The 22,784-nt window shown below is 64.0% G+C and carries 19 protein-coding genes; 9 read left to right on the top strand and 10 right to left on the bottom strand.

Annotation, left to right across the window (positions count from 1 at the left end):
- Positions 1 to 10: 10 nt before the first annotated feature.
- On the bottom strand, positions 11 to 1,108 hold the full coding sequence (locus B3361_RS22890; RefSeq protein WP_054904716.1) for a sugar diacid recognition domain-containing protein: 1,098 nt from the start codon (positions 1,106 to 1,108) through the stop codon (positions 11 to 13).
- A 163-nt stretch (positions 1,109 to 1,271) separates the two neighbouring features.
- Between B3361_RS22890 and B3361_RS22895 the strand changes: the two genes are divergently transcribed.
- Together B3361_RS22895 and B3361_RS22900 are read left to right on the top strand one after the other, a co-directional pair.
- Positions 1,272 to 2,600: an MFS transporter gene (locus tag B3361_RS22895; RefSeq protein ID WP_029886214.1), complete on the top strand. Its 1,329-nt coding sequence runs from the start codon at positions 1,272 to 1,274 to the stop codon at positions 2,598 to 2,600.
- Between the two features lie 173 nt (positions 2,601 to 2,773).
- Complete coding sequence (locus B3361_RS22900; RefSeq protein ID WP_054904717.1) at positions 2,774 to 4,294, top strand: FAD-dependent oxidoreductase; 1,521 nt, start codon at positions 2,774 to 2,776, stop codon at positions 4,292 to 4,294.
- A gap of 35 nt (positions 4,295 to 4,329) precedes the next feature.
- Here B3361_RS22900 and B3361_RS22905 read toward each other — a convergent pair whose 3' ends face one another.
- From B3361_RS22905 to B3361_RS22915, 3 genes are all read right to left on the bottom strand, one after another.
- A complete protein-coding gene (locus B3361_RS22905) occupies positions 4,330 to 5,022 on the bottom strand; it encodes a TraX family protein (protein WP_054904718.1) in 693 nt (230 codons plus the stop codon).
- Positions 5,023 to 5,025: 3 nt separating this feature from the next.
- Positions 5,026 to 6,099, bottom strand: a complete 1,074-nt coding sequence (locus B3361_RS22910) for a metal-dependent hydrolase (RefSeq protein ID WP_054904719.1) — start codon at positions 6,097 to 6,099, stop codon at positions 5,026 to 5,028.
- 103 nt (positions 6,100 to 6,202) lie between these two features.
- Positions 6,203 to 6,964, bottom strand: a complete 762-nt coding sequence (locus B3361_RS22915) for a 1,6-dihydroxycyclohexa-2,4-diene-1-carboxylate dehydrogenase (RefSeq protein WP_054904720.1) — start codon at positions 6,962 to 6,964, stop codon at positions 6,203 to 6,205.
- Between the two features lie 186 nt (positions 6,965 to 7,150).
- On the opposite strand from B3361_RS22915, the gene B3361_RS22920 reads away from it, so the two are divergent.
- Together B3361_RS22920 and B3361_RS22925 are read left to right on the top strand one after the other, a co-directional pair.
- On the top strand, positions 7,151 to 7,537 hold the full coding sequence (locus B3361_RS22920; protein WP_054904721.1) for a hypothetical protein: 387 nt from the start codon (positions 7,151 to 7,153) through the stop codon (positions 7,535 to 7,537).
- 76 nt (positions 7,538 to 7,613) lie between these two features.
- Positions 7,614 to 8,498, top strand: coding sequence for an alpha/beta hydrolase (locus B3361_RS22925; protein ID WP_054904722.1), 885 nt, complete (start codon positions 7,614 to 7,616; stop codon positions 8,496 to 8,498).
- Positions 8,499 to 8,543: 45 nt separating this feature from the next.
- Here the strand turns inward: B3361_RS22925 and B3361_RS22930 are convergent, their stop codons facing one another.
- Both B3361_RS22930 and hisN read right to left on the bottom strand, forming a co-directional pair.
- Complete coding sequence (locus tag B3361_RS22930) at positions 8,544 to 9,305, bottom strand: hypothetical protein (RefSeq protein ID WP_371105798.1); 762 nt, start codon at positions 9,303 to 9,305, stop codon at positions 8,544 to 8,546.
- Positions 9,306 to 9,393: 88 nt separating this feature from the next.
- Positions 9,394 to 10,185 (bottom strand): histidinol-phosphatase, encoded by a 792-nt coding sequence (hisN, locus tag B3361_RS22935; protein WP_009682763.1) that lies wholly within the window; start codon positions 10,183 to 10,185, stop codon positions 9,394 to 9,396.
- Positions 10,186 to 10,403: 218 nt separating this feature from the next.
- Between hisN and B3361_RS22940 the strand changes: the two genes are divergently transcribed.
- Positions 10,404 to 12,533, top strand: coding sequence for a TonB-dependent siderophore receptor (locus B3361_RS22940; RefSeq protein WP_054904723.1), 2,130 nt, complete (start codon positions 10,404 to 10,406; stop codon positions 12,531 to 12,533).
- A gap of 31 nt (positions 12,534 to 12,564) precedes the next feature.
- Here B3361_RS22940 and B3361_RS22945 read toward each other — a convergent pair whose 3' ends face one another.
- Positions 12,565 to 13,086: an acyloxyacyl hydrolase gene (locus B3361_RS22945; protein ID WP_009682761.1), complete on the bottom strand. Its 522-nt coding sequence runs from the start codon at positions 13,084 to 13,086 to the stop codon at positions 12,565 to 12,567.
- Between the two features lie 234 nt (positions 13,087 to 13,320).
- Positions 13,321 to 14,190 (bottom strand): putrescine utilization regulator PtrR, encoded by an 870-nt coding sequence (gene ptrR / locus B3361_RS22950; RefSeq protein WP_054904724.1) that lies wholly within the window; start codon positions 14,188 to 14,190, stop codon positions 13,321 to 13,323.
- 107 nt (positions 14,191 to 14,297) lie between these two features.
- On the opposite strand from ptrR, the gene B3361_RS22955 reads away from it, so the two are divergent.
- Positions 14,298 to 15,683 carry an aldehyde dehydrogenase family protein gene (locus B3361_RS22955; protein ID WP_054904725.1) on the top strand — a complete coding sequence of 462 codons (1,386 nt, stop codon included), beginning with the start codon at positions 14,298 to 14,300 and terminating at the stop codon, positions 15,681 to 15,683.
- A 40-nt stretch (positions 15,684 to 15,723) separates the two neighbouring features.
- Here B3361_RS22955 and B3361_RS22960 read toward each other — a convergent pair whose 3' ends face one another.
- Together B3361_RS22960 and B3361_RS22965 are read right to left on the bottom strand one after the other, a co-directional pair.
- Positions 15,724 to 17,634: an AAA family ATPase gene (locus B3361_RS22960; RefSeq protein WP_154211346.1), complete on the bottom strand. Its 1,911-nt coding sequence runs from the start codon at positions 17,632 to 17,634 to the stop codon at positions 15,724 to 15,726.
- A gap of 74 nt (positions 17,635 to 17,708) precedes the next feature.
- Positions 17,709 to 18,608, bottom strand: coding sequence for a helix-turn-helix domain-containing protein (locus tag B3361_RS22965; RefSeq protein WP_029885441.1), 900 nt, complete (start codon positions 18,606 to 18,608; stop codon positions 17,709 to 17,711).
- A gap of 184 nt (positions 18,609 to 18,792) precedes the next feature.
- Between B3361_RS22965 and B3361_RS22970 the strand changes: the two genes are divergently transcribed.
- The 3 genes from B3361_RS22970 to B3361_RS22980 all read left to right on the top strand — a co-directional run bounded on the left by B3361_RS22970 (position 18,793) and on the right by B3361_RS22980 (position 22,617).
- Complete coding sequence (locus B3361_RS22970) at positions 18,793 to 20,151, top strand: glutamine synthetase family protein (RefSeq protein WP_009682756.1); 1,359 nt, start codon at positions 18,793 to 18,795, stop codon at positions 20,149 to 20,151.
- A gap of 68 nt (positions 20,152 to 20,219) precedes the next feature.
- A complete protein-coding gene (locus B3361_RS22975; RefSeq protein ID WP_029885440.1) occupies positions 20,220 to 21,308 on the top strand; it encodes a polyamine ABC transporter substrate-binding protein in 1,089 nt (362 codons plus the stop codon).
- A 13-nt stretch (positions 21,309 to 21,321) separates the two neighbouring features.
- Positions 21,322 to 22,617, top strand: coding sequence for an NAD(P)/FAD-dependent oxidoreductase (locus B3361_RS22980; RefSeq protein WP_054904727.1), 1,296 nt, complete (start codon positions 21,322 to 21,324; stop codon positions 22,615 to 22,617).
- The last annotated feature ends 167 nt before the right edge of the window (positions 22,618 to 22,784 follow it).

Consider the following 22,784-nt stretch of genomic DNA (forward strand, 5'->3'; position numbering starts at 1 on the left):
GAGAAATGCTTCAGTCTGCAGGCAACAGCTGCAACCCCAGGTACAAGCTCAGCATGCCTTCCATCCGCAGCGGGTCGACCTCGCCCAACTCGGCAATGCGCTCCAGCCGGTAGCGCAGGCTGTTGCGATGAATGCCCAAGGCATCGGCACAGGCCTGGCTCTGGCCGTCATGGGCACACCATGCCCGCAGGGTGGTCAGCAGCTGGCCGCTGCTGTCCTTGACGCGTATGCGCTGCAACGGTTCCAGCAGTTCATCCAGTGCGTCATCATTGCGGTGGCGCCACAGCAGTGCCGGCAGCCGGTAGCGCTGCAGGCTGAGTAGGCGTTCGCCAGGCAATACCTCACGGCCATAAGCCAGCAAGTCACGCACCCGACGGTAACCCCGGCGCAACTGCTCCAGGCTCTGCGCGGCGCTGCCCAGGGCTAGCCGTTCCACTTCCCAGCCATGCCGTTGCAGGCGTTCCAGCAGGCGCGGCTCATCCAGCGCGGCACCCGCCGGGCGGCACCACAGCAACGACTGCCGCGCCGGGCTGACACACCAGCTGTCGGGGTAACGGCTGGTCAACCACGCTGCCAGTGCCTCGGCGGCCGGCCCCGAGGCCAGTTCGAACAAGCACGGCACACGCGGCAGCTGTGGCTTCAGGCCCAGTTGCCGGGCTTCGTCGAGCAACCGCGGGGAATCACCGCTGCCGCCAAGCAGCAACGCCAGCAGGTCGTCACAGCGCTGCCGCCGCCACTGCTGGTCGGCCTGCAAATGGCGCTGGGCCAGCAGCATTTCGGCGGTCATGCGCACCAGTTCACCGTAGGTCCGCACGTGCTGCGGGTCGCCGGTCAGGCCCAGCACGCCCATCAACCTGCCGTCGAGCATCAACGGCAGGTTGACCCCAGGCTGCACGCCCTTCAGGCATTTGGCCGCGTCAGTGTCCAATTCGACGATCCGGCCGTTGGCAAGTACCAACTGGGCGCCTTCATGGCGGGTGTTGATGCGTTCCGGCTCGCCGCTGCCCAGGATCAACCCCTGGCTGTCCATGACATTGACGTTGCACGGCAGAATGGCCATCGCCCGGTCAACGATATCCTGTGCCAGGTCATGGTCGAGTTCGAACATTGCACGGTCCTTAGGGTGTTAGGCTTTTGGGCTCGGGCACAGCAGCCCGCGCCCGGCACTGTGCAAAAGCACAAAGACAGGCACGCCGCAGTCCCCGAGACTCGTCAGGGCGAGCGCCGGCACAGGCGACGCGGCGATAACCATAACAACAGAGAATCCGATCATGGCACACAGCCCAGCCCCTGACCAAGGCACGGACACCACCCGCAACGCGCTGTACCGGCGCGTCACCCTGCGGCTGATTCCGTTCATTTTCATCTGCTACCTGTTCAATTACCTGGACCGCGTCAACGTCGGCTTTGCCAAGCTGCAGATGCTCGACGCGCTGAAGTTCAGCGAAACCGTGTACGGCCTTGGCGCCGGCATCTTCTTCATCGGCTATGTATTGTGCGGCCTGCCCAGCAACCTGGCGCTCAACCGCTTCGGCCCTCGGCGCTGGATCGCGCTGATGATGATCGCCTGGGGCAGTTTGTCCACTTGTCTGCTGTTCGTCACCACCCCGACCGAGTTCTATACCTTGCGCCTGCTCACTGGGGCGGCCGAAGCCGGCTTCTTCCCGGGTGTGGTGTTGTACCTTTCGCGCTGGTTCCCGGCAGCCAGACGCGGGCGCATCATGGCCCTGTTCATGTCGGCTATCCCGGTTTCGGGCCTGCTGGGCGGGCCGTTCTCCGGCTGGATCCTCGAACACTTCGCCGCCGGCCAGCATGGCCTGGCCGGCTGGCAATGGATGTTCCTGATCCAGGGCCTGCCCACCGTGGCCCTGGGCATTCTGGCAGTGTTCCTGCTCAGTGACGGTTACCAGAAGGCTGCCTGGTTGAGCGCGGGCGAACGCCAGCTGATCGCCGCAGACCTGGCGGCCGACGCTGCCAGCAAGCCCGCCACTACCGGCGACAGTGTACTGGCGGTACTGACCAACCCGCTGATCTGGACCTTTGGTTTCGTTTATTTCTGTATCCAGAGCGGTGTCTACGCCATCAACTTCTGGTTGCCGTCGATCATCAAGGGCATGGGCTTCGACAACCCGCTGCTGATCGGCTGGCTGAGCGCCATTCCGTATCTGCTGGCCGGGGTGTTCATGATTCTGTGCGGCCGCTCGGCCGACTTGCGCAACGAACGCCGCTGGCATCTGGTGGTGCCGATGCTCATGGGCGCCATGGGCTTGCTGATCGCAGTCAACTTCGCCGCCAACCCGGCCATTGCCATCCTTGGCCTGTCCATCGCCACCATGGGCGCGCTCACCGGTCTGCCGATGTTCTGGCCGATGCCCACGGCGCTGCTCAGCGCCAGTGCCGCCGTGGCCGGCCTGGCGATCATCAACTCGGTCGGCCAGATGGCCGGCTTCCTCAGCCCGTACCTGGTGGGGTTCATCAAAGACCAGACCGGGTCCACCGATGCCGCCCTGTATTCGTTGGCGGCACTGATCGTGCTCGGTAGCCTGGTGGCGCTGCGCGTGACCAGGGCCGGTGCACTGAGTGCTGCCCGGGCCAATTGAGTCCAGCGGCGAGCCAGCCCGCTGCCAGACCACGCCAGCATAGTGATGCAACGGGGGTGTTCTAGTGGCAGCGGGCGTGGCCCGTTACCACCGGAACACCGGTCGTCAGCTCAACGCACCCCCTTCCCACCTCAGGCGTCAAATGGTTCCAAAGGCCCCTTTGGAGAACCCTCATGACCCAGTACGCCGTGGCCCGCCTGGCACAACTCGACGAGGACCGCCCGTTGCGCGTTCAGGCCGGCAGCGAAGAGATCATCCTCGTTCGCCAAGGCCAGCAGGTACGCGCCTATCAGGCCAATTGCCCGCACGCCGGCGCGCCGCTCGACGAGGGTGTGGTGTGCGCCGGGCTACTGGTCTGCCCGTGGCACAAAGCCGCGTTTGCCGTCGACGACGGCGCAGTCTGCGAACCGCCGGCACTTGCCGACCTGCGCCGCTACCAGGTGTGGCTCAAGGGCGATCAGGTGTGGGTAGATGACCAGCCCCTGGCTGCCGTCGAGCCGCCCAGGCACAGCGATGCCCGCTGCTTTGTGGTGGTGGGTGCCGGGGCCGCGGGCAGCGCTGCGGTGGCCGCCCTGCTCAGGCAAGGTTTTGCCGGCCGGCTGGTGTGGATAGACCAGGAGCGTCAGCCCGCCTATGACCGGACCTCGCTGAGCAAATTCGTGATCGCCGGGCAGATGCCCCCCGACGAAGTACCCGCCTTGCTCGACGCCGATGCCTTGCGCCAAGGCCAACTGGAGCGCAAGCATGGCAAAGTGCGCAGCGTTGACGGCCAGCACCGCCAAATCACCTTGGCTGACGGCCAGTCGATCGCGTATGACGCTTGCCTGCTTGCCACCGGCGGTAAGCCCGTGCGCCCGCAACTGGCCGGTATCGATCTGCCTGGGGTGTTCACCCTGCGATCCCGCGACGATGCTGAGCGCGTGCTCGAAGCGGCCGAGCCCGGCCAGCCGTTGGTCATTGTGGGCGACGGCTTCATCGGCCTGGAGGCCGCTTCGGCCCTGCAGGCGTACGGCGCGCGGGTGCATGTGGTAGCCCGCCACGAGATCCCCTTGGCTCGACAGCTGGGTGAACGCATTGGCCGTTGCCTGCGCACGCTGCATGAGGCTCAAGGGGTGACTTTTCACGGCCCCACCGAGGTCAAGCTGATCGAAGGCCAGGGGCAGGTCGAGGCCGTGGTACTGGCCAACGGCGAGCGCCTGCAAACAGCCTTGGTCGTGCTGGGAACCGGCGTCAGCCCCGCGACGGCGTTTCTGCACGGGGTGCCCCTGGGGGAAGACAAATCGGTGAGGGTCGACGCCGACATGCGTGCTGCCCCCGGCCTGTGGGCGGCAGGGGACATCGCCACATTCCCGCTTGCCGGGCGCCCGGTGCGCATCGAACACTGGCGCCTGGCGCAGCAACAGGGGGTGATCGCAGCGGCCAACATGCTCGGCGAGCAACGCCGCTACGCCGACGTGCCGTTCTTCTGGACCTACCAGCACGGGGTTACCTTCGAGGTGCTGGGGCACGCACAGGACTGGAACCGCATCGAGTTCGTCGGCGAGCCGGAAACAGGTGACTTCATCGCCCTGCAGTGCGTGAACGAGCAGGTCGAGGCAGTGATTGCCAGGGGGTATTCCGATGCCATGGCGGCGCTGTCGCAGCGTATGAAACAGCCGTTGACCCTGCAACAGGCCCTGATGCTGATCGGCTGAAGGGGCTTGGGTAGGCCCGCCCTCCGATCACAGGCTCATGACAGCACCTTTATTACCAGCAGATGCACTGGATAAAACAGATAGCCCCAGCGCCCCACTGCCGGCACCCGCCAATCATCATGGCGCAACAGCGCTGAGCCAAGCGCAAGCGCCGAGGCCGCGCTCAGCAGTGTGAGCAGGGTGATCGGTGCCAGCAAATGCGCCTGCAACCAGCTATTGGTCAGGTTGCCGCCCATGGCCAGCAGGCAAGGCAACACCCAGGCCGCGCCGCCCTGCCGGCGCGCCATCAGGCAGGCGCCTGGCAGCAATACCCCGGGCACCCCATACATCAACTGCCCACTGAACAAAAAACCTGCCAGCCCGGCCGCCAAACCCAGCAAACGCAGCGACAGCAACGGGTAATGCACACCCCAGGCCACCAGCAACCCCAATACCAGCGTCGGCATCACGTTCAATGTCTGCGAGCCGCCGTCCAGCCAGCGATATGCAGGTTCCGACAGCACCGCGAACAGCAGCATCAGCCCCAGGTAGCGCACATTGCCAATGGTATTGAAAGCCCCTGCCCTGGCCCGCTGCACATTCACTGCAATGGCCAGGCAAAACAACGGGAACGCCAGCCTGCCCACCACGAACAGGCCATCGGCTGTGGGCCATAGAAAGCGCAGGTGATCGGCGACCATGGTCGCCATGGCGGTCCATTTGACCAGGTCCAGCCCCGCCGAGCGCAACGCTCAGCGCTCGCGTTCGACAGGGCTGACGCCCAGGTAGCGCTCGGTCCACAGGGCCAACGGCAGCGGTGGTTGCTGCTCCAAGACACGCCGCCAGATCAACACCAGGTCGCGCCTGTTGAACATCGACCCGGGCCCGGTTTGGAAAGCCGCTGGCACATCGACCACCCACTGCCCCTGGCGGTCCCGGTGGGCCATGCGGAAACGGAAGCTGTAGTTGCCCGGGATACCCATGCGCAAGTCCGTGACCACCAGCACGTCGCCGACCTGGTCGTAACGCAACCAGTCATCGGTGAACCAGCGCAAACGCTGATACAGCTCATCGGTGGCCAACACCTGCGCCAACTCCGTATTGCGCGGCAAGCGCTGCATTTCTGGCGCCTGCCGGTCGAAGACGCTGCTGATGCCTTCCAAGTAGTCACCCCCGGGGATTTTCGCCAACACTCGCCAGACCAGGCTGTTGAAGGCAATGGGTACGGCCCGCAGTTCAGTGGTGACGATACCTTGCTGGTCCAGTGCGGCCTGGAAGCGCTGCTCGGCGGCCATGCGCCCGGCAAGGCCGAAACCAAGGTACGCCGTGCTGAACACCAGTGCCAGGGTCAGCAGCCGCGTGGCCCTGGCAGTCACTCCGCGCACGGCCGCGTAGATAACGGCGGCCACCAGGGGCAAGGTATACACCGGGTCGATGATGAACACCGCAGCCCAGCTTTGCGGTGTGACTGGCAGAGGCCAGAACAACTGGGTGCCATAGACCGTGAAGGCATCGAGCAATGGGTGGGTGATCAGCACCAGCCAGAACGCCAGGAACAGCCTGTTCAAGGTATAGCCTTTGTCGGGCCAGCACTTGTTGACCAGCCAGGCCAGCAGCAAGGCCAGCCCGGTGAGCACGAACAGCGAGTGGGAGAAGCCGCGGTGGTAAGTCATCTGCGACACCGGGTCGGCGTAGCGGATGATCACGTCGAGGTCCGGCAGCGTGCCCAACGCCGCGCCATACAACAGCGCGCGGCGGCCTTGCAGGCGGCCCAGCACGGCACCCTGCAGGGCGGCGCCGAGTACAGCTTGGGTAATCGAGTCCAAGGGAGCATTCCTCGCAGGTGGTGACGGGGAAACTACCCTCAACCAGGGCCGCTAGGCAATTCCCCGCCTTGTTGCCAGATGCAACCCCGCAAGACCAGGCGGTTCAGCCGAGGTCACCGCCCCCCACCGGCAGGGTCACCCCGGTGATGTATGACGCTTCATCGCTGGCCAGGAACAGAATTGCCCCGACCTGCTCGTCGATGCTGCCGTAGCGGTGCATCAGGCTGCTGTCGAGGGTCTGGTCGACAATTTGCTGGTACCAGCGCCTCTCCTGCTCGGTTTGCTCGGCGGTGTTGCGCGGTACCCGCCGCGGCGGCGCTTCGGTGCCACCGGGCGCGGTGGCGTTGACGCGGATGCCACGGCCAGCGGTTTCGAAGGCCAGGCAAGCAGTCAGCGCATTGACCCCACCCTTGGCCGCACCATACGGCACCCGGTTCACGCCCCGCGTGGCGACCGACGAGACATTGACAATGACCCCACTGCCGCATTCGAGCATGTACGGCAGTGCGGCGTGGCAGCACCACAGGGTGGGAAACAGCGAGCGGCGCACTTCGGCTTCTATCTCTTCGGCCGCGTAGTGCTCGAAAGGCTTGGCCCAAATGGTACCGCCCACATTGTTGACCAGTATGTCGAGGCGGCTGAACGTTGCTACTGCGCTGGCCATGACCCGGACGCAGTCGGCGTGCCGTTCAAGGTCGGCGGTCAGGGTCAGCACCCCCTCGCCGGCCAGTTCGTGGACCAGTTCGGAGCGGTCTACCGCCACCAATTGCGCACCCTCGGCCTTGAGCCGCCAACACACGCCACGACCGATGCCTTGGGCGGCGCCGGTGACCAGGGCGACCTTGCCTTGGAATCTGTTGTTCATGTTCAAATCTCCGCTTCCCCGCGGTCCCCGTAGGAGCGGGTATACCCGCGAATGCGTCCGACAAGGCAACGTTGCTGTACCTGCTGGCCTCTTCGCGGGTAAACCCGCTCCTACAGGCACTGCACAGTGTTCAGAACCTGTGGCGGACCTGTGGGAGCGGGCGAGCCCGCGAAAAAGCCAACGCTGATGGATCAGGTTACTGACCGGCCTGGGCCGCTGCATCACGCGAGGCTTGCAGCCACTGGTCAAACTGCTGACGGTGGGCGGCAACCCATTCACCTGCTGGTGCAACTGGCCCTTGGCAACCAGGGCGTGGCGCTGGGCTGGCACCACCTGGTGGCACAACTGGTGGCCCAGGGGCTGCTGGTGCGCCCGGTGCAAGAGGAGTTGGTGCTCAAGGACACCTTCCACTTCCTGGCCTTCAACGAAGATAAGGAAAATGAGCCCAGTTGCCTGCGCTTGCGCGACTGGTTGCTCGAAGAGTTCCAGCCGTTGCTGGATTCACTGGGCAGCAGCTGCCGCTGTTTCGCAGGCGCGCAACGGCCGGCACTGCCCACCCGCTCACTGCGGTAACAGCTTGCAACCAGTCCAGCCCACCATTGAGGCACTTTCCTCACACGCACGCCCCGGCATCTGTTAAAAAGCCCACATGCCCACCCTTTTCCTCTCCCACCTACGCCGCCGCTGGCTGACCTGGTTGTGTGCCACCTTGCTGGTGATCGGCCTGCCCAGCAGTTGCGCGGTGCTTCAGCACAAAGAGCGCGAACTGGTGTTCCGCATCGAACCTGGGCAGGCCAGCTGGTTCCGTGGCCTGCCCAGCGGTGTGCAGGAGCTTGACCTGCGGCCCCGCAGTTTCGCTGCCAATCAGAGCCTGCACGCCTGGTGGTGGCCGGCCAGGCGCGCCAATGCCCCGGCCATCCTCTACCTGCATGGGGTGCGCTGGAACCTGACCGGGCAGTTGTTCCGCATCGAGCAGTTGCATGCCATGGGCTACTCGGTGCTGGCCGTGGACTACCGCGGCTTTGGCCAGAGCCGCGGCGGGCTGCCCTCCGAGGCCACTGTCTATGAAGACGCGCGCATCGCCTGGGAGCGCTTCGCTCAGTTGCAACCCGACGCAGGCAAACGGCTGATCTTCGGCCATTCGCTGGGCGGTGCGGTGGCCGTGGAACTGGCCCGCGCGCTGGCAGCCGAAGCACGCCAGGGCGGTGCCGCGGCCCCGGCGCGTGGGTTGATACTGGAATCGACATTCACCTCGTTGGGCGATGTCGCCGCTGAGGTAGCCAATACGTCACTGCCGGTGCGTTGGTTGCTGTCGCAGAAGTTCGACTCGCTGGGCAAGATCCAGGATATCGGCTTGCCCGTGCTGCTGGTGCACGGGCTGGATGACCGCTTCGTGCCAGCGCGTTTCAGCCAGCAGCTGTACGAGGCGGCCCGGCAGCCCAAAACCCTGCTGCTGGTACCGGGTGCCAGCCACAACAACAGCATGAGCCTGGCCGGGCCGCGTTATCGGCAAGCGATCCAGGCGCTGCTCTGAAAGCGTTACTGGCCGCTCCTACCAGGGCCAATACAACAGCCAAAGTCACTGTACGGGCAGGAAGTTCATCAGCAGCAAGCTCTGTGCATAGTTCAATCCGATCCGCCGATACCGCTCGTCCAGCAACTCTGCCAGCAAATCCAGGCGCGCCACGATCTTCCCGAACTCCACGGCGAAACTCAGGTTGCTGCCCTCTTCGGAAATCTCGTTGGAAAACAGCAGCAACACGCCATTGGCATCTTGCCGCTGGCTCAACATCCAGGTGGCCTTTTCGATATTGCGCGCGGCGTTGTTGATGAACAGCGGGTCGATCGTGTCGGTCATGTAGAACTCGGTGCGCCCGCCGTGAGCGGTGATCAGCATGCTGCCGATGGCATAGATGAAGGCGCCGACGCGGTCACCGCGAAACTCCGGGCTCAACGCGTAACTCAAGGCTGCCAGGTCGCGACGGTTGCCCAGCTGCGCCAGCGGCTGGCGGTGTTCGATGGCCTTGCGGATCTGCCGCTCGGCAGTGGCGGCGTCGACGTACCCCGACAGCTTCAACTGGTTGGGGTTGCGCAGGTACAGCTTGTTCATCAGCAGGTAGAGGCTTTGCAGGTTGTCGCGCATCGACAACGTGGCCAGGCGGTCGACACTGGTCTGGAACAGTTCGCTGGGCTTGCCGTCGGCAAACTGGTCGAGCATGTCGCGGCCCTGTTCCTGGGTGCAGGCACACAGGCAGGTGAGCACGCCTGCCAGCAGCACGCGGGGAATCAGATGAGGGTAGCTTGCAACCATCGGCACCGGGTCGATATTCGGCGGCCGCATCGGGGATTGATGTGGCCTGGCCAAGCATAGAGCGCGGAAATGGCAAAAAGTGCAGTGTAAAGGCCGCCGCAGGCCCGGTGCCGTACCCTCACATGGCGTGGCGCAGCTTCTCCACCATCTGCGCGTGCAGCGCCGGGTCGCCACAGGCCACTACACAGCCGCCGTGCTGCGCCGAACTGCCATCCCAGGCGCTGATCACCCCACCCGCCCCTTCGATGATCGGCATCAGCGCCTGTACGTCATAGGGTTGCAAGCTGGCCTCCACGATCACATCGACGAACCCCGACGCCAGCATGCAGTAGGCATAGCAATCGCCGCCGTAGCGCATCAGCCGCGCCTGCCCGGCTACCGCCTCGAACGCGGCCTTGCGCTCGGCTGTGTCGAACATGTCGGGGGTGGTGCACATCAGCGTGGCCGTAGCCAGGTCGGCGCAGGCGCGGGTACGCAAGGGTGTAGCGTTGCGCCAGGCACCCTCGGGCGTGCCAATGAAACGCTCGCCGGTAAAGGGCTGGTTCATCACCCCCAGTACCGGGCGGGTACCGTCGTTCAGCGCAATCAACGTTCCCCACAATGGCAGGCCAGTGATGAAGGCACGGGTGCCGTCGATGGGGTCGAGCACCCAGGTCAGCGGGCTGCTGCCCACCGCCACCCCGGCCTCTTCGCCAAGAATGCCGTGGTCCGGGTAACGCGCCTGGATCAACGCGCGCATCGCATCCTCGGCCGCCTTGTCGGCCACCGTCACCGGGTCGTACAGGCGCCCCCCCTTGTCCTCGACGTCCAGGCTGGCACGAAAGTACGGCTTGATGGCCAGTGCAGCGGCGTCGGCCAGTTGCTCGGCGAATGTACGCAACTCACCAATCTGTGGGGCACTCAGGGACATTGGGAACAGGCCTCGTGACAGTTATGAAGATCGGCATGATACCTGACAACCTGTATTGCACCAGCCGCGTGCGCAACGAGCCTGGCCGATGCTGCTTCATCCATGAATGCCAGGGAGTTGCAGGGGCTTTAAAGTTAATGCATCTGGTAATGATTCGTAGTAGCCTTAATTCTTTTCGTCCCCCTTCTCTAGCGCCCTACTTCAGGATCGTCCAGTCGATGCGTCGCATGTTCGTTTCGCTTTGTGTACTTCATGCTGTCTCCCCAATGGCCCTCGCCGAGCCCGAACCGCTCAGCGACCCGGCCCAGATCGAACTTCAGGCCCTGAGCATCACTGGCACAGCCGACAGCGAACGGGCTGATGGCCCAGTGCTCGGCTACAAGGCCAACCGTTCCGCCAGTGCCACCCGCACCGACACCGCGCTGCACGAAACACCGCAGTCGGTCAGCGTGGTGCCCAAGGCGGTGCTGCAAGACACCGGTGCCACGCGCCTGCAAGACGGCCTGGACTATGCCGGTGGCGTCGGCCGGGCCAACAACTTCGGTGGCCAGGGCCTTACCACCTTCACCGTGCGCGGCTTTACCACCGGCGAGTTCTACCGTAACGGTTTCCCGATCAACCGTGGCTACCCCAACGCACCAGACGCCAATACCGTCGAGCGGCTGGAGGTGATCCGCGGCCCGGCCAGCAGCCTGTACGGCCGTGGCGACCCCGGCGGCACCTTCAACGTGGTCAGCAAGCAGCCGCTACCAGAACCCAAAGTCACCCTGGGCAGCCAGTTCGACGACCAGGGCATGCACCGCGCTACCCTCGACGCCGCCGGCCCGCTGAACCAGGACGGCTCGCTGGCCTACCGCCTGAACCTGCTTGGCGAGGGCGGCGACAGTTTCCGTGATGATGTGCAAAGCGAGCGTTATGACGTGGCGCCAGTGCTCAGCTGGCAGGTAAACGACACGACCAAGGTTGTGTTCGAAGGCGACTTCATGCGCAACAACCACCCGCTGGACCGCGGCCTGACCCGCTACGCCACCCAGCGTGGCAGCGCCTCGCGCGACACCTATATCTGGGAAAAAGGCAGCGATAACCTGCTGCACAACGACAACAACATGGCGCAGGTGCGTTTCGAGCACCTGCTCAATGACAACTGGACGCTGGCGGGCGGGTTCCAGTTCCTCGATGGCTCGCTCAAGGGCAATGCGGTCGAAGCCAACGGCGCGCCGCTGGATGGGCGAACGCTGGAGCGTAACTTCAACTACCGCAAGCTGGAGTGGACCGATCGCGACTGGCAGCTGAACCTGACCGGCTACTTCGACACCGGCGGCTTCAGCCACACCTTGCTGACAGGGGTGGAGTACGAGAACTATGACTACAACTCGATCATCCAGCGGTCCTCTGCGGTGGCGGGCACCTACCCCATCGACATCTACGACCCGGTGCTTGGCCAGCCACGGCCGGCGCTGACCCGGACCACGACCTGGGACAAGGAAAACCTGCAGACCTGGGCCTTCTTCATCCAGGACCAGGTGGCCCTGACCGAGCGATTGAAGGCTTTGGCAGGGGTACGCTTCGAGCGCTTCGAGCATGACTACGACAACAAGCTGGACAATGCCGGTGATTTCAGCAAAGGCGAAAACGGTGCTACGCCCCGGATTGGCCTGGTCTATGACCTCACCGACACGGTCGCCGTCTACGCCAACACCGCGCGCTCTTTCAAACCCAACACGGGAACCCCGGCCAGCGGCGGGGGCTTCGACCCGGAAAAGGGCAAGTCCTACGAACTGGGCGTGAAATGGGAAGCGCTCGACCGCCAGCTGAGTGTCGACGCAGCGGTCTACCACATCGTCAAGGAAAACGTGTTGACCCGCGACCCGGTGGACCCGAACTACAGCGTGGCGGCCGGCGAAGTGCGCAGCCGGGGCCTGGATATCAACGTTGCTGGCAATGTCACCCCCGAGTGGCGCGTCATTGGCGGCTACGCCTATGTGGATGCCGAAGTGACCAAGGACAACCGCCTGCCAACCGGCACGCGACTGGCCAATATCCCGCGCAACAGTTTCAGCCTGCTCAACACCTATGAGTTCCAGGACGGTGTCGCCAAGGGGCTTGGCTTGGGGCTTGGGGTGAAATACGTGGATGACCGCAACGGCCAGACCGAGGCGACCACCTACACCATGGAGCAATACACGGTGGTTGATCTGCTGACCTTCTACCAGGTCAACGACCATATACGCCTGAACCTGGATGTGAAGAACCTGTTCAACAAGGCGTATGACGAAGGCGCATTCAACCTGTATGCCTACCCGGGTGCGCCACGTACGGTACAGGCTGGCGTCGCGTACACCTTCTGAACGGCTGGGGCTGCATAAGCAGCCCTACCTGTCAGAAACCTTTGCTGTAGAACAGCGAATACGACTCGATGCCGTCGTTGGGCTGCTTGATCCCGGCGTTGGAATAATGGATCGCACGCAGCCCGACCTTCTGCTCCCCTGGCAGTTTCAGGCCTAGGCCGATACGGTCCTCGAAGTTGAACGAAGAACCCAGGCGCTGGTCGCCTACATCGGTCTTGGAGAACGCAGCCAGGCCGATGCCCGCTTCGATGTACGGGGTGTAGGTGAAACCGCTGAATTCATAGGTGAACACCGGGCTGAACGACAGCGAATGGGCGCCACTGGCGTCGCCGCCCTCCCAGTAGGTGTAGCCGGCGTCCCAGTAACCGCTGACATAGCCGATGTCGCTTTGCAGCCACTTCTTGTCCCAGTCGAACGACATACCAATGCGGTAGGTCATGTCGCCCTGGCTGGTAACGCCCACGGCGCCGGACACCTGCGCGGCCTGGGCCGTGCCAGCGCCGGCAAGTGCCAGCGCGGCAACGGCCAGCGATGCTGCGAGACGGGTTTTCATCTACGACTCTCCTGATGGTCTACACGGCAAGCGGGGGCTGTAGCCCCTCGATTGATTGGCGACCGGTTCATCCGGACCGGTCACACGAGGTAATACTTTTCTGATTATTGTCCGATAATCAGAAAGTTGGAAGTAAATTGCCATTATTGCTCATACACCGTTGCGGTGTGAGGCGCTACCACACCGCGAGCGCCGTACAGACGTGCGGGCTAGACGTAGATTAGTAGTTTTAAATCATTTGTTTACGTTCTTTTCTTCAAGCAGTTTCACGAACATGCTCAAGCTGCGTGATACCGTGCCACGGCGCCACACCAGCCAGGTTTTCAGGTAGCGGAAGTCTTCCGACATGGGCCAGGCACTGACCGTGCTGCAGCCCGGCATGTTGTCGAGCATGCTGCGCGGCAGCATGGCCAGGCCGGCCCCGGCACTGACGCAGGCGAGCATGCCGTGGTACGACTCCATTTCATGGATCTTGCCGGGAACCGCCTGGTCCTGGACGAACCAGTTTTCGAAGTGATGCCGGTACGAACAGTTGGCCCGGAACGCGTAGATGTTTTCGCCGTTGACGTCCTGGGCGCGGGTCACCGGGGCATGATTGAGCGGTGCGATGACCATCATCTCTTCCTCGAACACCGGTATGCCCTCCAGCGTGGGGTGCAACACCGGGCCATCGACGAACGCAGCCACCAGGCGGCCAGACAACACCCCCTCGAGCATGGTCCCTGAAGGGCCGGTGGACAGGTCCAGGTCCACCTTGGGGTAGCGCTGGTTGTAGGCCGCCAGCAAGGCCGGGATGCGCACGGCTGCGGTGCTTTCCAGCGAGCCCAGGGCGAAGGTGCCTTGCGGGTCTTCACCGGCCACGGTCAGGCGGGCCTCGTGCACCAGGTCGAGAATGCGCCGGGTGTATTCCAGGAAGTTCCAACCCGCGGGTGACAGGCGCAAGCGGCTTTTCTCGCGGATGAACAGTTCCACACCCAGGTCTTCTTCCAGCTGCTTGATGCGCGTGGTGAGGTTGGAAGGCACCCGATGGATATGCTGCGCGGCAGCGCTGATGCTGCCCTGCTCTGCCACGGCCTTGAAGATCTCCAGTTGCACCAGGTCCACAGCCTTTCTCCAAACGTGAATGTTTCGCTCATTATTATTCAGTTTTCATTAAAGCCATAGCCCACTAGTCTGGCTCCACTGTTCAATCACGACGAGAGTGCCCTGCCATGAGTGCGATCAGCAGCCTGACCCACGCCATCTCCCTCGACCCGTACACCGGCGAGCAGATCGGCGCCTACCCGTTCGACACCGACGCCGCACTGGAAGCGGCGCTGCAGCGTGCCAAGGCCGGCTACCGCCAGTGGCGCCAAGTGTCGCTGGGTCAGCGCAGCGAGTACCTGCTCGCCTTGGCCAGCACCCTTGAAGCCAAGGCCGAGGCCTTCGCGCAGATGATCAGCCGTGAAATCGGCAAGCCCATCGCCCAGGCCCGCGGCGAAGTCGCCAAGTGCGTTGGCCTGTGCCGCTGGTATGCCGAGCATGGCCCCGCGATGCTGGCCGCCGAGCCTACCCAGGTCGAAAAGGCCCGCATCGAATACCGCCCGCTGGGCCCGATCCTGGCGGTGATGCCTTGGAACTTCCCGGTCTGGCAGGTACTGCGCGGCGCCGTGCCGGCGATCCTGGCCGGCAATACCTACGTGCTCAAGCACGCGCCGAACGTAATGGGCAGCGCCTACCTGCTGGGCGAACTGTTCAAGGATGCCGGCCTGCCGCAAGGCGTTTTCGAAGTGTTGAACGTGACCCCGGAGGGTGTCACCCGCGCCATCAACGACCCGCGCATTGCCGCGGTGACCCTGACCGGTAGCGTGCGTGCCGGCATGGCGATCGGTGCCCAGGCCGGTGCCGCACTGAAAAAATGCGTGCTCGAACTCGGCGGTTCCGACCCGTTCATCGTCCTGGCTGACGCCGACCTGGACGCCGCCGTCCAGGCTGCCGTCATCGGTCGCTACCAGAACACCGGCCAGGTCTGCGCAGCGGCCAAGCGCATGATCGTGGAAGCAAGCATTGCCGACGCGTTCACCCGCAAGTTCGTAGAGGCAACCCGGCAGCTGAACATGGGCAACCCGCTGCAGGACGACACCTACATCGGCCCCATGGCCCGCTACGACCTGCGCGACGAGCTGGATGGCCAGGTACAGGCGACGCTGGCCGAGGGTGCCACCCTGCTGCTGGGCGGCCACAAGGTCGAAGGCGTTGCCAACTTCTATGCCCCGACCGTGTTCGCCAATGTGACCCCGGACATGACAGCATTCAAGCAAGAGCTGTTCGGCCCGGTGGCGGCGATCATCACGGCCCGTGACGCCGAGCATGCCGTGGAGCTGGCCAACGACAGCGAGTTCGGCCTGGCGGCGACCATCTACACCGCCGATTATGCGCTGGCCGAGCGCATGACTGCCGCGTTGGATACCGGTGGCGTGTTCATCAATGGTTACTGCGCATCCGACCCCCGCGTGGCGTTCGGCGGCGTGAAGAAAAGCGGCTTCGGGCGCGAGCTGTCGCACTTTGGTGTGCGGGAGTTCACCAATGCCCAGACCGTGTGGCTGGACCGGAACTGAGCCCAGTCAGGCGGGGGCTGCGTTGCAGCCCCTGCCAACCTCAATCGCGCACCTGGTCCTTGACCCAGTCCAGCATCCCCCCCGGCACGATCAGCTCATGCCGCGCCCGTGAACAGGCGGTATACAAACCTGCCAGCAGGCGCGCCCGTTCATTGCGGTTACCGGCCACCTGCGGCGTGACCATCAGCTCGGGCGACACCATCACCCGGGCAAACTCCATGTTCTTCACATCCCTTACCCGCCCGAGGAACAGCTTTGGCGCCTTGGTCCAGCGGTAACGGCTCTTGGCCTGGGCAAAGTGCTGCGGGGTGTAGCCCTTGCGCAGCAGGTTGGCCACCGCGACGAATGCCTTGTCCTCACCCTTGTCCTGCTCCAGCGCCTGCCAGCTGGCATAGCGGAACAGCATCGGGTGACGAGGCCGGGTGCCATGGCGGTACAGCTCGATGCAATCCTCCACGAACAGTTCGAAGTCCTTGCGCGCGCTCTGCAGCAGCACGAACGGCACGCCCTGGTGCGTCAGGCGCTGGAACCAGCCGAACAGCCCCCACTCGTCATCGACGATCAACGCGGTGGGCTGTTCCGGCACCGTGACCGCATCGAAGAAGCTGACCCGGGTGTAGTGCTCGGCGCTCCCACTGAAGGCCGCCTGGATCGATGCCGGGTGCGCCTGTATCAGCGGGTTGAGCACGTTGTCCATCGCCGGCCCTGCGCGCAGCGAGTGGTCGATGCAGCGCTGGCGGATGAAGCTGCCATGGTGCGCACTGAGGCCGTTCAGGTTCTGCAGTTCGTCACCGAGGGCGATGACCGCTTGCGGGCTGCGGTCAAGTACGGCAAGCATCGGTGCCGACAACTCGTGCGCCTCGTCGACGATGACGTGGGTGTAGCCGCTGTCAATCACCAGGCCGGTCAGCGCCAGCAGCTTGACCCGATGGTAGTCGCGTACCGGCAACTGGATTTCCCGCGCTGACGGGCGAATCAGCTCCTGCCAGTACAGCCGTGCCTTTTCCAGCAACACTTCCTGGTCCAGTGGCGATGTGCCCGGCCCGGCCCAGGGCACATGGTGCAACTGCACCTGCGCGTCGGCACTGTGGCAAAACGCCCGCACCGCGCGGATGCACAAGGCGACCACATCGCGCGCGGCAAGCGGGCCAATGTCGGGTATGGCCAGCCAGCGCACCACCTGCGCCTCTTGCGGGCGCCACGAGCGCTTGGTGCGGTAAGGGTCGCGCAGGCGCCAGCCGTTGCTGGTGAGGTCGCGGTTCAACAGCTCGTCGGCCAACTGACCGAAGGTCAGCGCGGTGTAGGCAGCGGCATCCTTGACCCGCGCCCGCAGCGCACGCAACTGGCCCTCGGTCAAGGCCAGCAACAAGGTGCGCTGCGGCTCCAGCAACCGGGCGAACTGGTGGATCAGAAAGGTCTTGCCGGTACCGGCAAAGCCCTGCACGGCGACCGATTCGTCGATACCCCCCAGAAATTCACGCAACAGCCGGTTCTGCTGGTCGCTGAGCATCAGGTCGCTGGCCAGCGCCGGCAGGTGCACGGGGTGCAGCGGCGTGGCGCGCTGGCGATAGCGGTCGGCGAACTGGAAATTCCACTGCCCCTCGCCGTCCTGCAGTTCATCTGCGCTGTACGCCACTTCGCCACTGAGCAGCGCAATGCCGTTTTCGCCCAGCATGCCCAGGCCCATGGCGAAGGCTTCACGGTCGAAGTGCTGCGCCACCTGCCCCTGGAAGCGCCCAGGCGCGGCACGTTCAACGTCGTTGGCGATCCGCACGATCTCGGCAAAGCGGCGTTCCTGAGCATCGGCCGAGGCAGTCGCCGGTTGGCGAGGCAGGTTTTGCACGAACAACACCGCAGCGGCCTGGAGCAGGCTGGCGCTGCTGAAGAAGTCGGTGAAGGGAACACTGGCGAGGCTGTCAGCCTGGTCACTGGGCAAAGGCAGGTAGAACATCGGCACCTCGGGTCGAAACAGGCTGGCACGATAGCAATTTTCGGCGCCGGCTGCTGGACTTGCGGGCCGGCGGTTCAGCGCTTGACGCGCTTGAGTGTCTCGCTCGGAAATTCCTTGAACAATTGCCGGTAACTCTCTGAAAACCTTCCCAAATGCCAGAACGACCAACGCATCGCCACTTCCGCCACGGTCACGCCACCGCCCCGCAACAGATCGCGCCGCGCCCCATTGAGCCGACGCAACCGCAACCAGTGCGCGGGCGGCATGCCGGTGTAGGCCTTGAAAGCCTGCTGCAACTGGCGCAGCGACACGCCCGCCACCGCCGCCAGTTCCACCAGGTTCAAGGTTTCTTCCGGGCAGTCAGCCGCCCACTCGCTGACCCGGTGCATGATCGCCCGCTCCTCGTCCCGCCGGCCCATGGCCATGCCCTGCAAGCGCTGGCAGGCATTGTCGAGGATGAACAGGCAGTCCTCCAGCAACTGCTCCGCCAACGCCTGCCCCTGCAACGGGCACCCAGCCTCGCCCAGGCGGGTCAGGGTGGCACTGAGCCAACTGCCGAACAACGCATTCTGGCCACTGCCCAGCGGCACCATGAACAAACCGTCGAGCCTGCGAGGGTCCAGGCCGTGGCTGGCGAGAAACGCCTGGTCGAACACGACGGCCACTTCCTGGTAATTCTCTGGCGTGATCCAGATGTTGCGGCTCTGTTCATTGAGCAGGTAAAGGCTGTTCTCGCTCTGGTCGAAGCAGAACGCCAGTGACCCGCTCGGCGCCCGGAAGAACTGCTCTACCCGGGTGTTGAGGCGTTCTTCGTAGACCTGCACGCCGTCAAGCCCCAGGCAGCGCAACTGACCGCTGAAATGGCCCGGCGACATCTGCCGGTACTGCTGCTGCCAACCGGGGGTGATGCGAACCTGCTCGGACACATCCGAAGTGTGGAAAGCTTGGACCTGCAAGGCGTTGGGCGTTGTCACGCTTTGTCCTGGATGCACTCTTTTGGTGCATTGAATGCCGAAGAAAGTGGATAGATGGCGGTGTGGCGCCGAGCTCAAGATAGCCTCCAGCGTGTCACCTGGGAAGCGCGACGCCCTTGACGCTGTGCAACGGCTCTGGCGGGTGCAGCGGCTCCCACATAAAAAACCCAACCAAGAGGTCTGTATGAACGCCCCTTTCGATCAGCTCTCCACCTGGCTGAAAGAACACCGGATCACCGAAGTAGAATGCGTGATCAGCGACCTGACCGGCATCGCCCGCGGCAAGATCGCACCGACCGCCAAGTTTCTTCACGAACGTGGCATGCGCTTGCCCGAGAGCGTGCTGCTGCAAACGGTCACCGGCGACTACGTTGACGACGATATCTATTACAACCTGCTCGATGCGGCTGACATCGACATGGTCTGCCGCCCCGACCCGAGCGCTGTGTACCAGATCCCGTGGGCCATCGAACCTACCGCGATCGTGATCCACGATACCTTCGACAAGCAAGGCAACCCCATCGAGCTGTCGCCGCGCAACGTGTTGAAGAAAGTGCTGAAGCTTTACGCTGACAAGGGCTGGCAACCCATTGTCGCGCCAGAGATGGAGTTCTACCTGACCAAGCGCTGCGAAGACCCGGACCTGCCGCTGCAAGTGCCACTGGGGCGTTCCGGCCGGGCCGAAAGCGGCCGGCAGTCGTTCTCGATCGATGCCGCCAACGAATTCGACCCGCTGTTCGAGGACGTGTATGACTGGTGTGAAATTCAGGGCCTGGACCTGGACACGCTGATCCACGAAGACGGCCCGGCGCAGATGGAGATCAACTTCCGCCACGGCGACGCGCTGGACCTGGCCGACCAGATCACCGTGTTCAAGCGCACCATGCGTGAGGCTGCGCTCAAGCACAACGTGGCTGCGACGTTCATGGCCAAGCCGATCACCGACGAGCCGGGCAGTGCCATGCACCTGCACCAGAGCGTGGTCGACATCGCCACCGGCAAGCCGATCTTCGCCAACGACGACGGCAGCATGAGCCCGTTGTTCCTGCACCACATCGGTGGGTTGCAGAAGTACATCCCCAAGCTGCTGCCGATGTTCGCCCCCAACGTCAATTCGTTCCGCCGCTTCCTGCCGGACACCTCGGCACCGGTCAACGTCGAGTGGGGTGAAGAAAACCGCACCGCCGGTTTGCGCGTCCCCACCTCCAGCCCGGAAGCGATGCGCGTGGAAAACCGCCTGCCCGGCGCAGATGCCAACCCTTACCTGGCGATCGCTGCCAGCCTGCTCTGCGGCTACCTGGGCATGGTCGAGCAGATCGACCCGAGCGCCCCGGTGCAGGGCCGCGCCTACGAGCGGCGCAACCTGCGCCTGCCCATCACCATCGAAGATGCGCTGCAGCACATGGAAGACTGCGAGACCGTGCAGCAGTACCTGGGCAAGCAGTTCGTGCAGGGCTATGTGGCGGTCAAACGGGCCGAGCACGAGAACTACAAGCGCGTGATCAGCTCGTGGGAGCGCGAGTTCCTGATGCTGAGCGTCTGAGCCGCCCTGGGGGCTGTGCAGCCCCCACCACACCTGAACTCGTAGAACAAAACCAACGAGGTGTTCCCATGCGTCATCTGCAAGCCCTGATCCCCGCGGCATTCACCCTGCTGTTCGCCACCACCAGCCACGCCACACCCACTGTGAGCGTGTACAACTGGACCGACTACATCGGTGACACCACCCTGGCCGACTTCCAGGCCAGCAGCGGCATCAAGGTGGTTTATGACGTGTTCGACTCCAACGAAACCCTCGAAGGCAAGCTGCTGGCGGGGCGCACCGGCTACGACGTGGTAGTGCCCTCCAACCATTTTCTGGCCCGCCAGGCCCAGGCCGGTGCATTCTTGCCGCTGGACCGCAGCAAACTGCCGAACTGGAAGCACCTGGACCCCAAGCTGCTCAAGCAGCTTGAGCAGAACGACCCCGGCAACCAGTATGCGGTGCCCTACCTGTGGGGCACCAATGGCATCGGCTATAACGTGGAAAAGGTCAAGGCTGCATTGGGCGTAGACCGCATCGATTCCTGGGCGGTGCTGTTCGAGCCCGAGAACCTGAAAAAGCTCAAGCAGTGCGGCGTGGCCTTCATGGACTCGCCCGATGAACTGTTCCCCGCCGTGCTCAACTACCTGGGCATGGACCCGCGTAGCGAAAAGCCGGCCGACTACGCCAAGGCCGAGGCGCGCTTGCTGGAGCTGCGCCCGTACATCACCTATTTCCACTCGTCCAAGTATGTTTCCGACCTTGCCAACGGGAATATCTGCGTGGCGTTCGGTTATTCCGGTGACGTGTTCCAGGCGGCCAACCGCGCCGTGGAGGCGAAGAACGGCGTGAAGGTCGCCTACAGCATTCCCAAGGAAGGCAGCAACCTGTGGTTCGACCTGCTGGCCATTCCGAAGGATGCGAACAACCCGGAGCAGGCGCTGGCCTTCATCAACTACCTGCTCGACCCCAAGGTGATCGCCAAGGTCAGCGCCACGGTCGGCTATGCCAACGCCAACCCGGACGCCAAGGCCTACATGGATGCCGCGCTGGTGGACAACCCCGAGATCTACCCCCCGCAGGAGGTACTGGACAAGCTGTACATTTCCAGTACCCCCAGCCCGAAGATCATGCGCGTCATGACCCGATCCTGGAGCAAGATCAAGTCCAACCGCTGAGCCGAGACCCTCTATGTCATTCAATACCCAACACACCGCTTCGTACTATGCAGCCACTGCGCGCGATGCGGCCCCCTACCCCAGCCTCCACGCTGACCTGAGCGCTGATGTGTGTGTGGTCGGGGGTGGGCTGACCGGGGTCAATACGGCGCTGGAGCTGGCCGAGCGTGGTCTGTCGGTGGTGCTGCTGGAGGGGCGGCGCATCGGCTGGGGTGCCAGTGGCCGCAACGGCGGCCAGCTGATTCGCGGCATCGGCCATGATGTCAGCGGTTTTGCCCGGCATGTCGGCCAGGATGGCGTGCGCTACCTCAAGCAGGCCGGCATCGACTCGGTGGCGCTGGTCGCCGCGCGCATCGCCCGCTACGACATTGCCTGTGACCTGCGCTGGGGCTTTTGCGAACTGGCCAACACGCCCGCGCAGTTCGACGCCTTCAAGGATGAACTGCAAGACCTGGCAGCGCTAGGTTACCGCCACGAAACACGGCTGGTCGCAAGCGGGCAGTTGCATGAGATCGTCGCCAGCGACCGGTACGCCGGCGGCCTGGTGGACATGGGTTCAGGGCACCTGCACCCGCTCGACCTGGTTCAGGGCGAGGCCCGCGCCGCCCATGCCCTGGGCGTGCGCATTTTCGAGCAAAGCCCGGTGCTGCGTATCGAGCATGGGCCCAGCGTTACCGTGCATACGGCCCACGGCAGCGTGCGCGCGGGCCGCCTGGTGCTGGGCTGCAACGCCCACCTGGACGACCTGGAACCGCGGCTGAGTGGCAAGGTGCTGCCGGCCGGCAGTTACGTGGTGGCCACCGAACCGCTGCCCGAAACACTGGCGAGCCGCTTGATCCCGCAGAACATGGCACTGTGCGACCAGAAAGTCGGCCTGGATTACTACCGCCTCACCGCGGATCGCCGCCTGTTGTTCGGCGGCGCCTGCCACTATTCCGGCCGCGACCCCAAGGACATCGCCGGCTATATGCGGCCGAAGGTGCTGAAGGTATTCCCGCAACTGGCCGATGTGCGCATCGACTACCAGTGGGGTGGCATGATCGGCATCACCGCCAACCGCTTTCCCCAGGTCGGGCGCTTGAGCCAACACCCCAACGTGTATTACGCCCAGGGCTATTCCGGGCACGGGCTGAACGTGACTCACTGGACAGCCAAGCTGCTGGCGGAAAGCATCGCCCTGGGCCACAGCCACGGCCTGGATGTGTTCAGTGCAGTGCCGCATCTGACGTTCCCCGGTGGCAAGGCACTGCGCTCGCCACTGCTGGCGCTGGGGATGTTGTGGTACCGGTTACGTGAGGTGTTGGGCTAGCAATGTGTGGGGGTTATTTGGCAAAAGATATGCATCGCCTGGGAGATCGAGCGCCGCCCGCGCGGCGCATCGCGAGCTGCGGTCGCTGCTTGTATGTTGTGACTGGCCTGGCGGGAGAAGATATTCTCGTCAGGCTGAAGAAGCACTTCCGGGGAGGCCGATCGCTC

The organism is Pseudomonas sp. UBA6699, assembly GCF_002454615.1.
In the GTDB taxonomy this organism is placed as follows: Bacteria; Pseudomonadota; Gammaproteobacteria; order Pseudomonadales; family Pseudomonadaceae; genus Aquipseudomonas; species Aquipseudomonas juntendi.

Coding starts and splice junctions, on each gene's coding strand:
- B3361_RS22890 (WP_054904716.1), bottom strand. CDS start 1,108: ATGTTCGAACTCGACCATGACCTGGCACAGGATATCGTTGACCGGGCG.
- B3361_RS22895 (WP_029886214.1), top strand. CDS start 1,272: ATGGCACACAGCCCAGCCCCTGACCAAGGCACGGACACCACCCGCAAC.
- B3361_RS22900 (WP_054904717.1), top strand. CDS start 2,774: ATGACCCAGTACGCCGTGGCCCGCCTGGCACAACTCGACGAGGACCGC.
- B3361_RS22915 (WP_054904720.1), bottom strand. CDS start 6,964: ATGAACAACAGATTCCAAGGCAAGGTCGCCCTGGTCACCGGCGCCGCC.
- B3361_RS22920 (WP_054904721.1), top strand. CDS start 7,151: ATGGATCAGGTTACTGACCGGCCTGGGCCGCTGCATCACGCGAGGCTT.
- B3361_RS22925 (WP_054904722.1), top strand. CDS start 7,614: ATGCCCACCCTTTTCCTCTCCCACCTACGCCGCCGCTGGCTGACCTGG.
- B3361_RS22930 (WP_371105798.1), bottom strand. CDS start 9,305: ATGCGGCCGCCGAATATCGACCCGGTGCCGATGGTTGCAAGCTACCCT.
- hisN (WP_009682763.1), bottom strand. CDS start 10,185: ATGTCCCTGAGTGCCCCACAGATTGGTGAGTTGCGTACATTCGCCGAG.
- B3361_RS22940 (WP_054904723.1), top strand. CDS start 10,404: ATGCGTCGCATGTTCGTTTCGCTTTGTGTACTTCATGCTGTCTCCCCA.
- B3361_RS22945 (WP_009682761.1), bottom strand. CDS start 13,086: ATGAAAACCCGTCTCGCAGCATCGCTGGCCGTTGCCGCGCTGGCACTT.
- B3361_RS22955 (WP_054904725.1), top strand. CDS start 14,298: ATGAGTGCGATCAGCAGCCTGACCCACGCCATCTCCCTCGACCCGTAC.
- B3361_RS22960 (WP_154211346.1), bottom strand. CDS start 17,634: ATGTTCTACCTGCCTTTGCCCAGTGACCAGGCTGACAGCCTCGCCAGT.
- B3361_RS22970 (WP_009682756.1), top strand. CDS start 18,793: ATGAACGCCCCTTTCGATCAGCTCTCCACCTGGCTGAAAGAACACCGG.
- B3361_RS22975 (WP_029885440.1), top strand. CDS start 20,220: ATGCGTCATCTGCAAGCCCTGATCCCCGCGGCATTCACCCTGCTGTTC.
- B3361_RS22980 (WP_054904727.1), top strand. CDS start 21,322: ATGTCATTCAATACCCAACACACCGCTTCGTACTATGCAGCCACTGCG.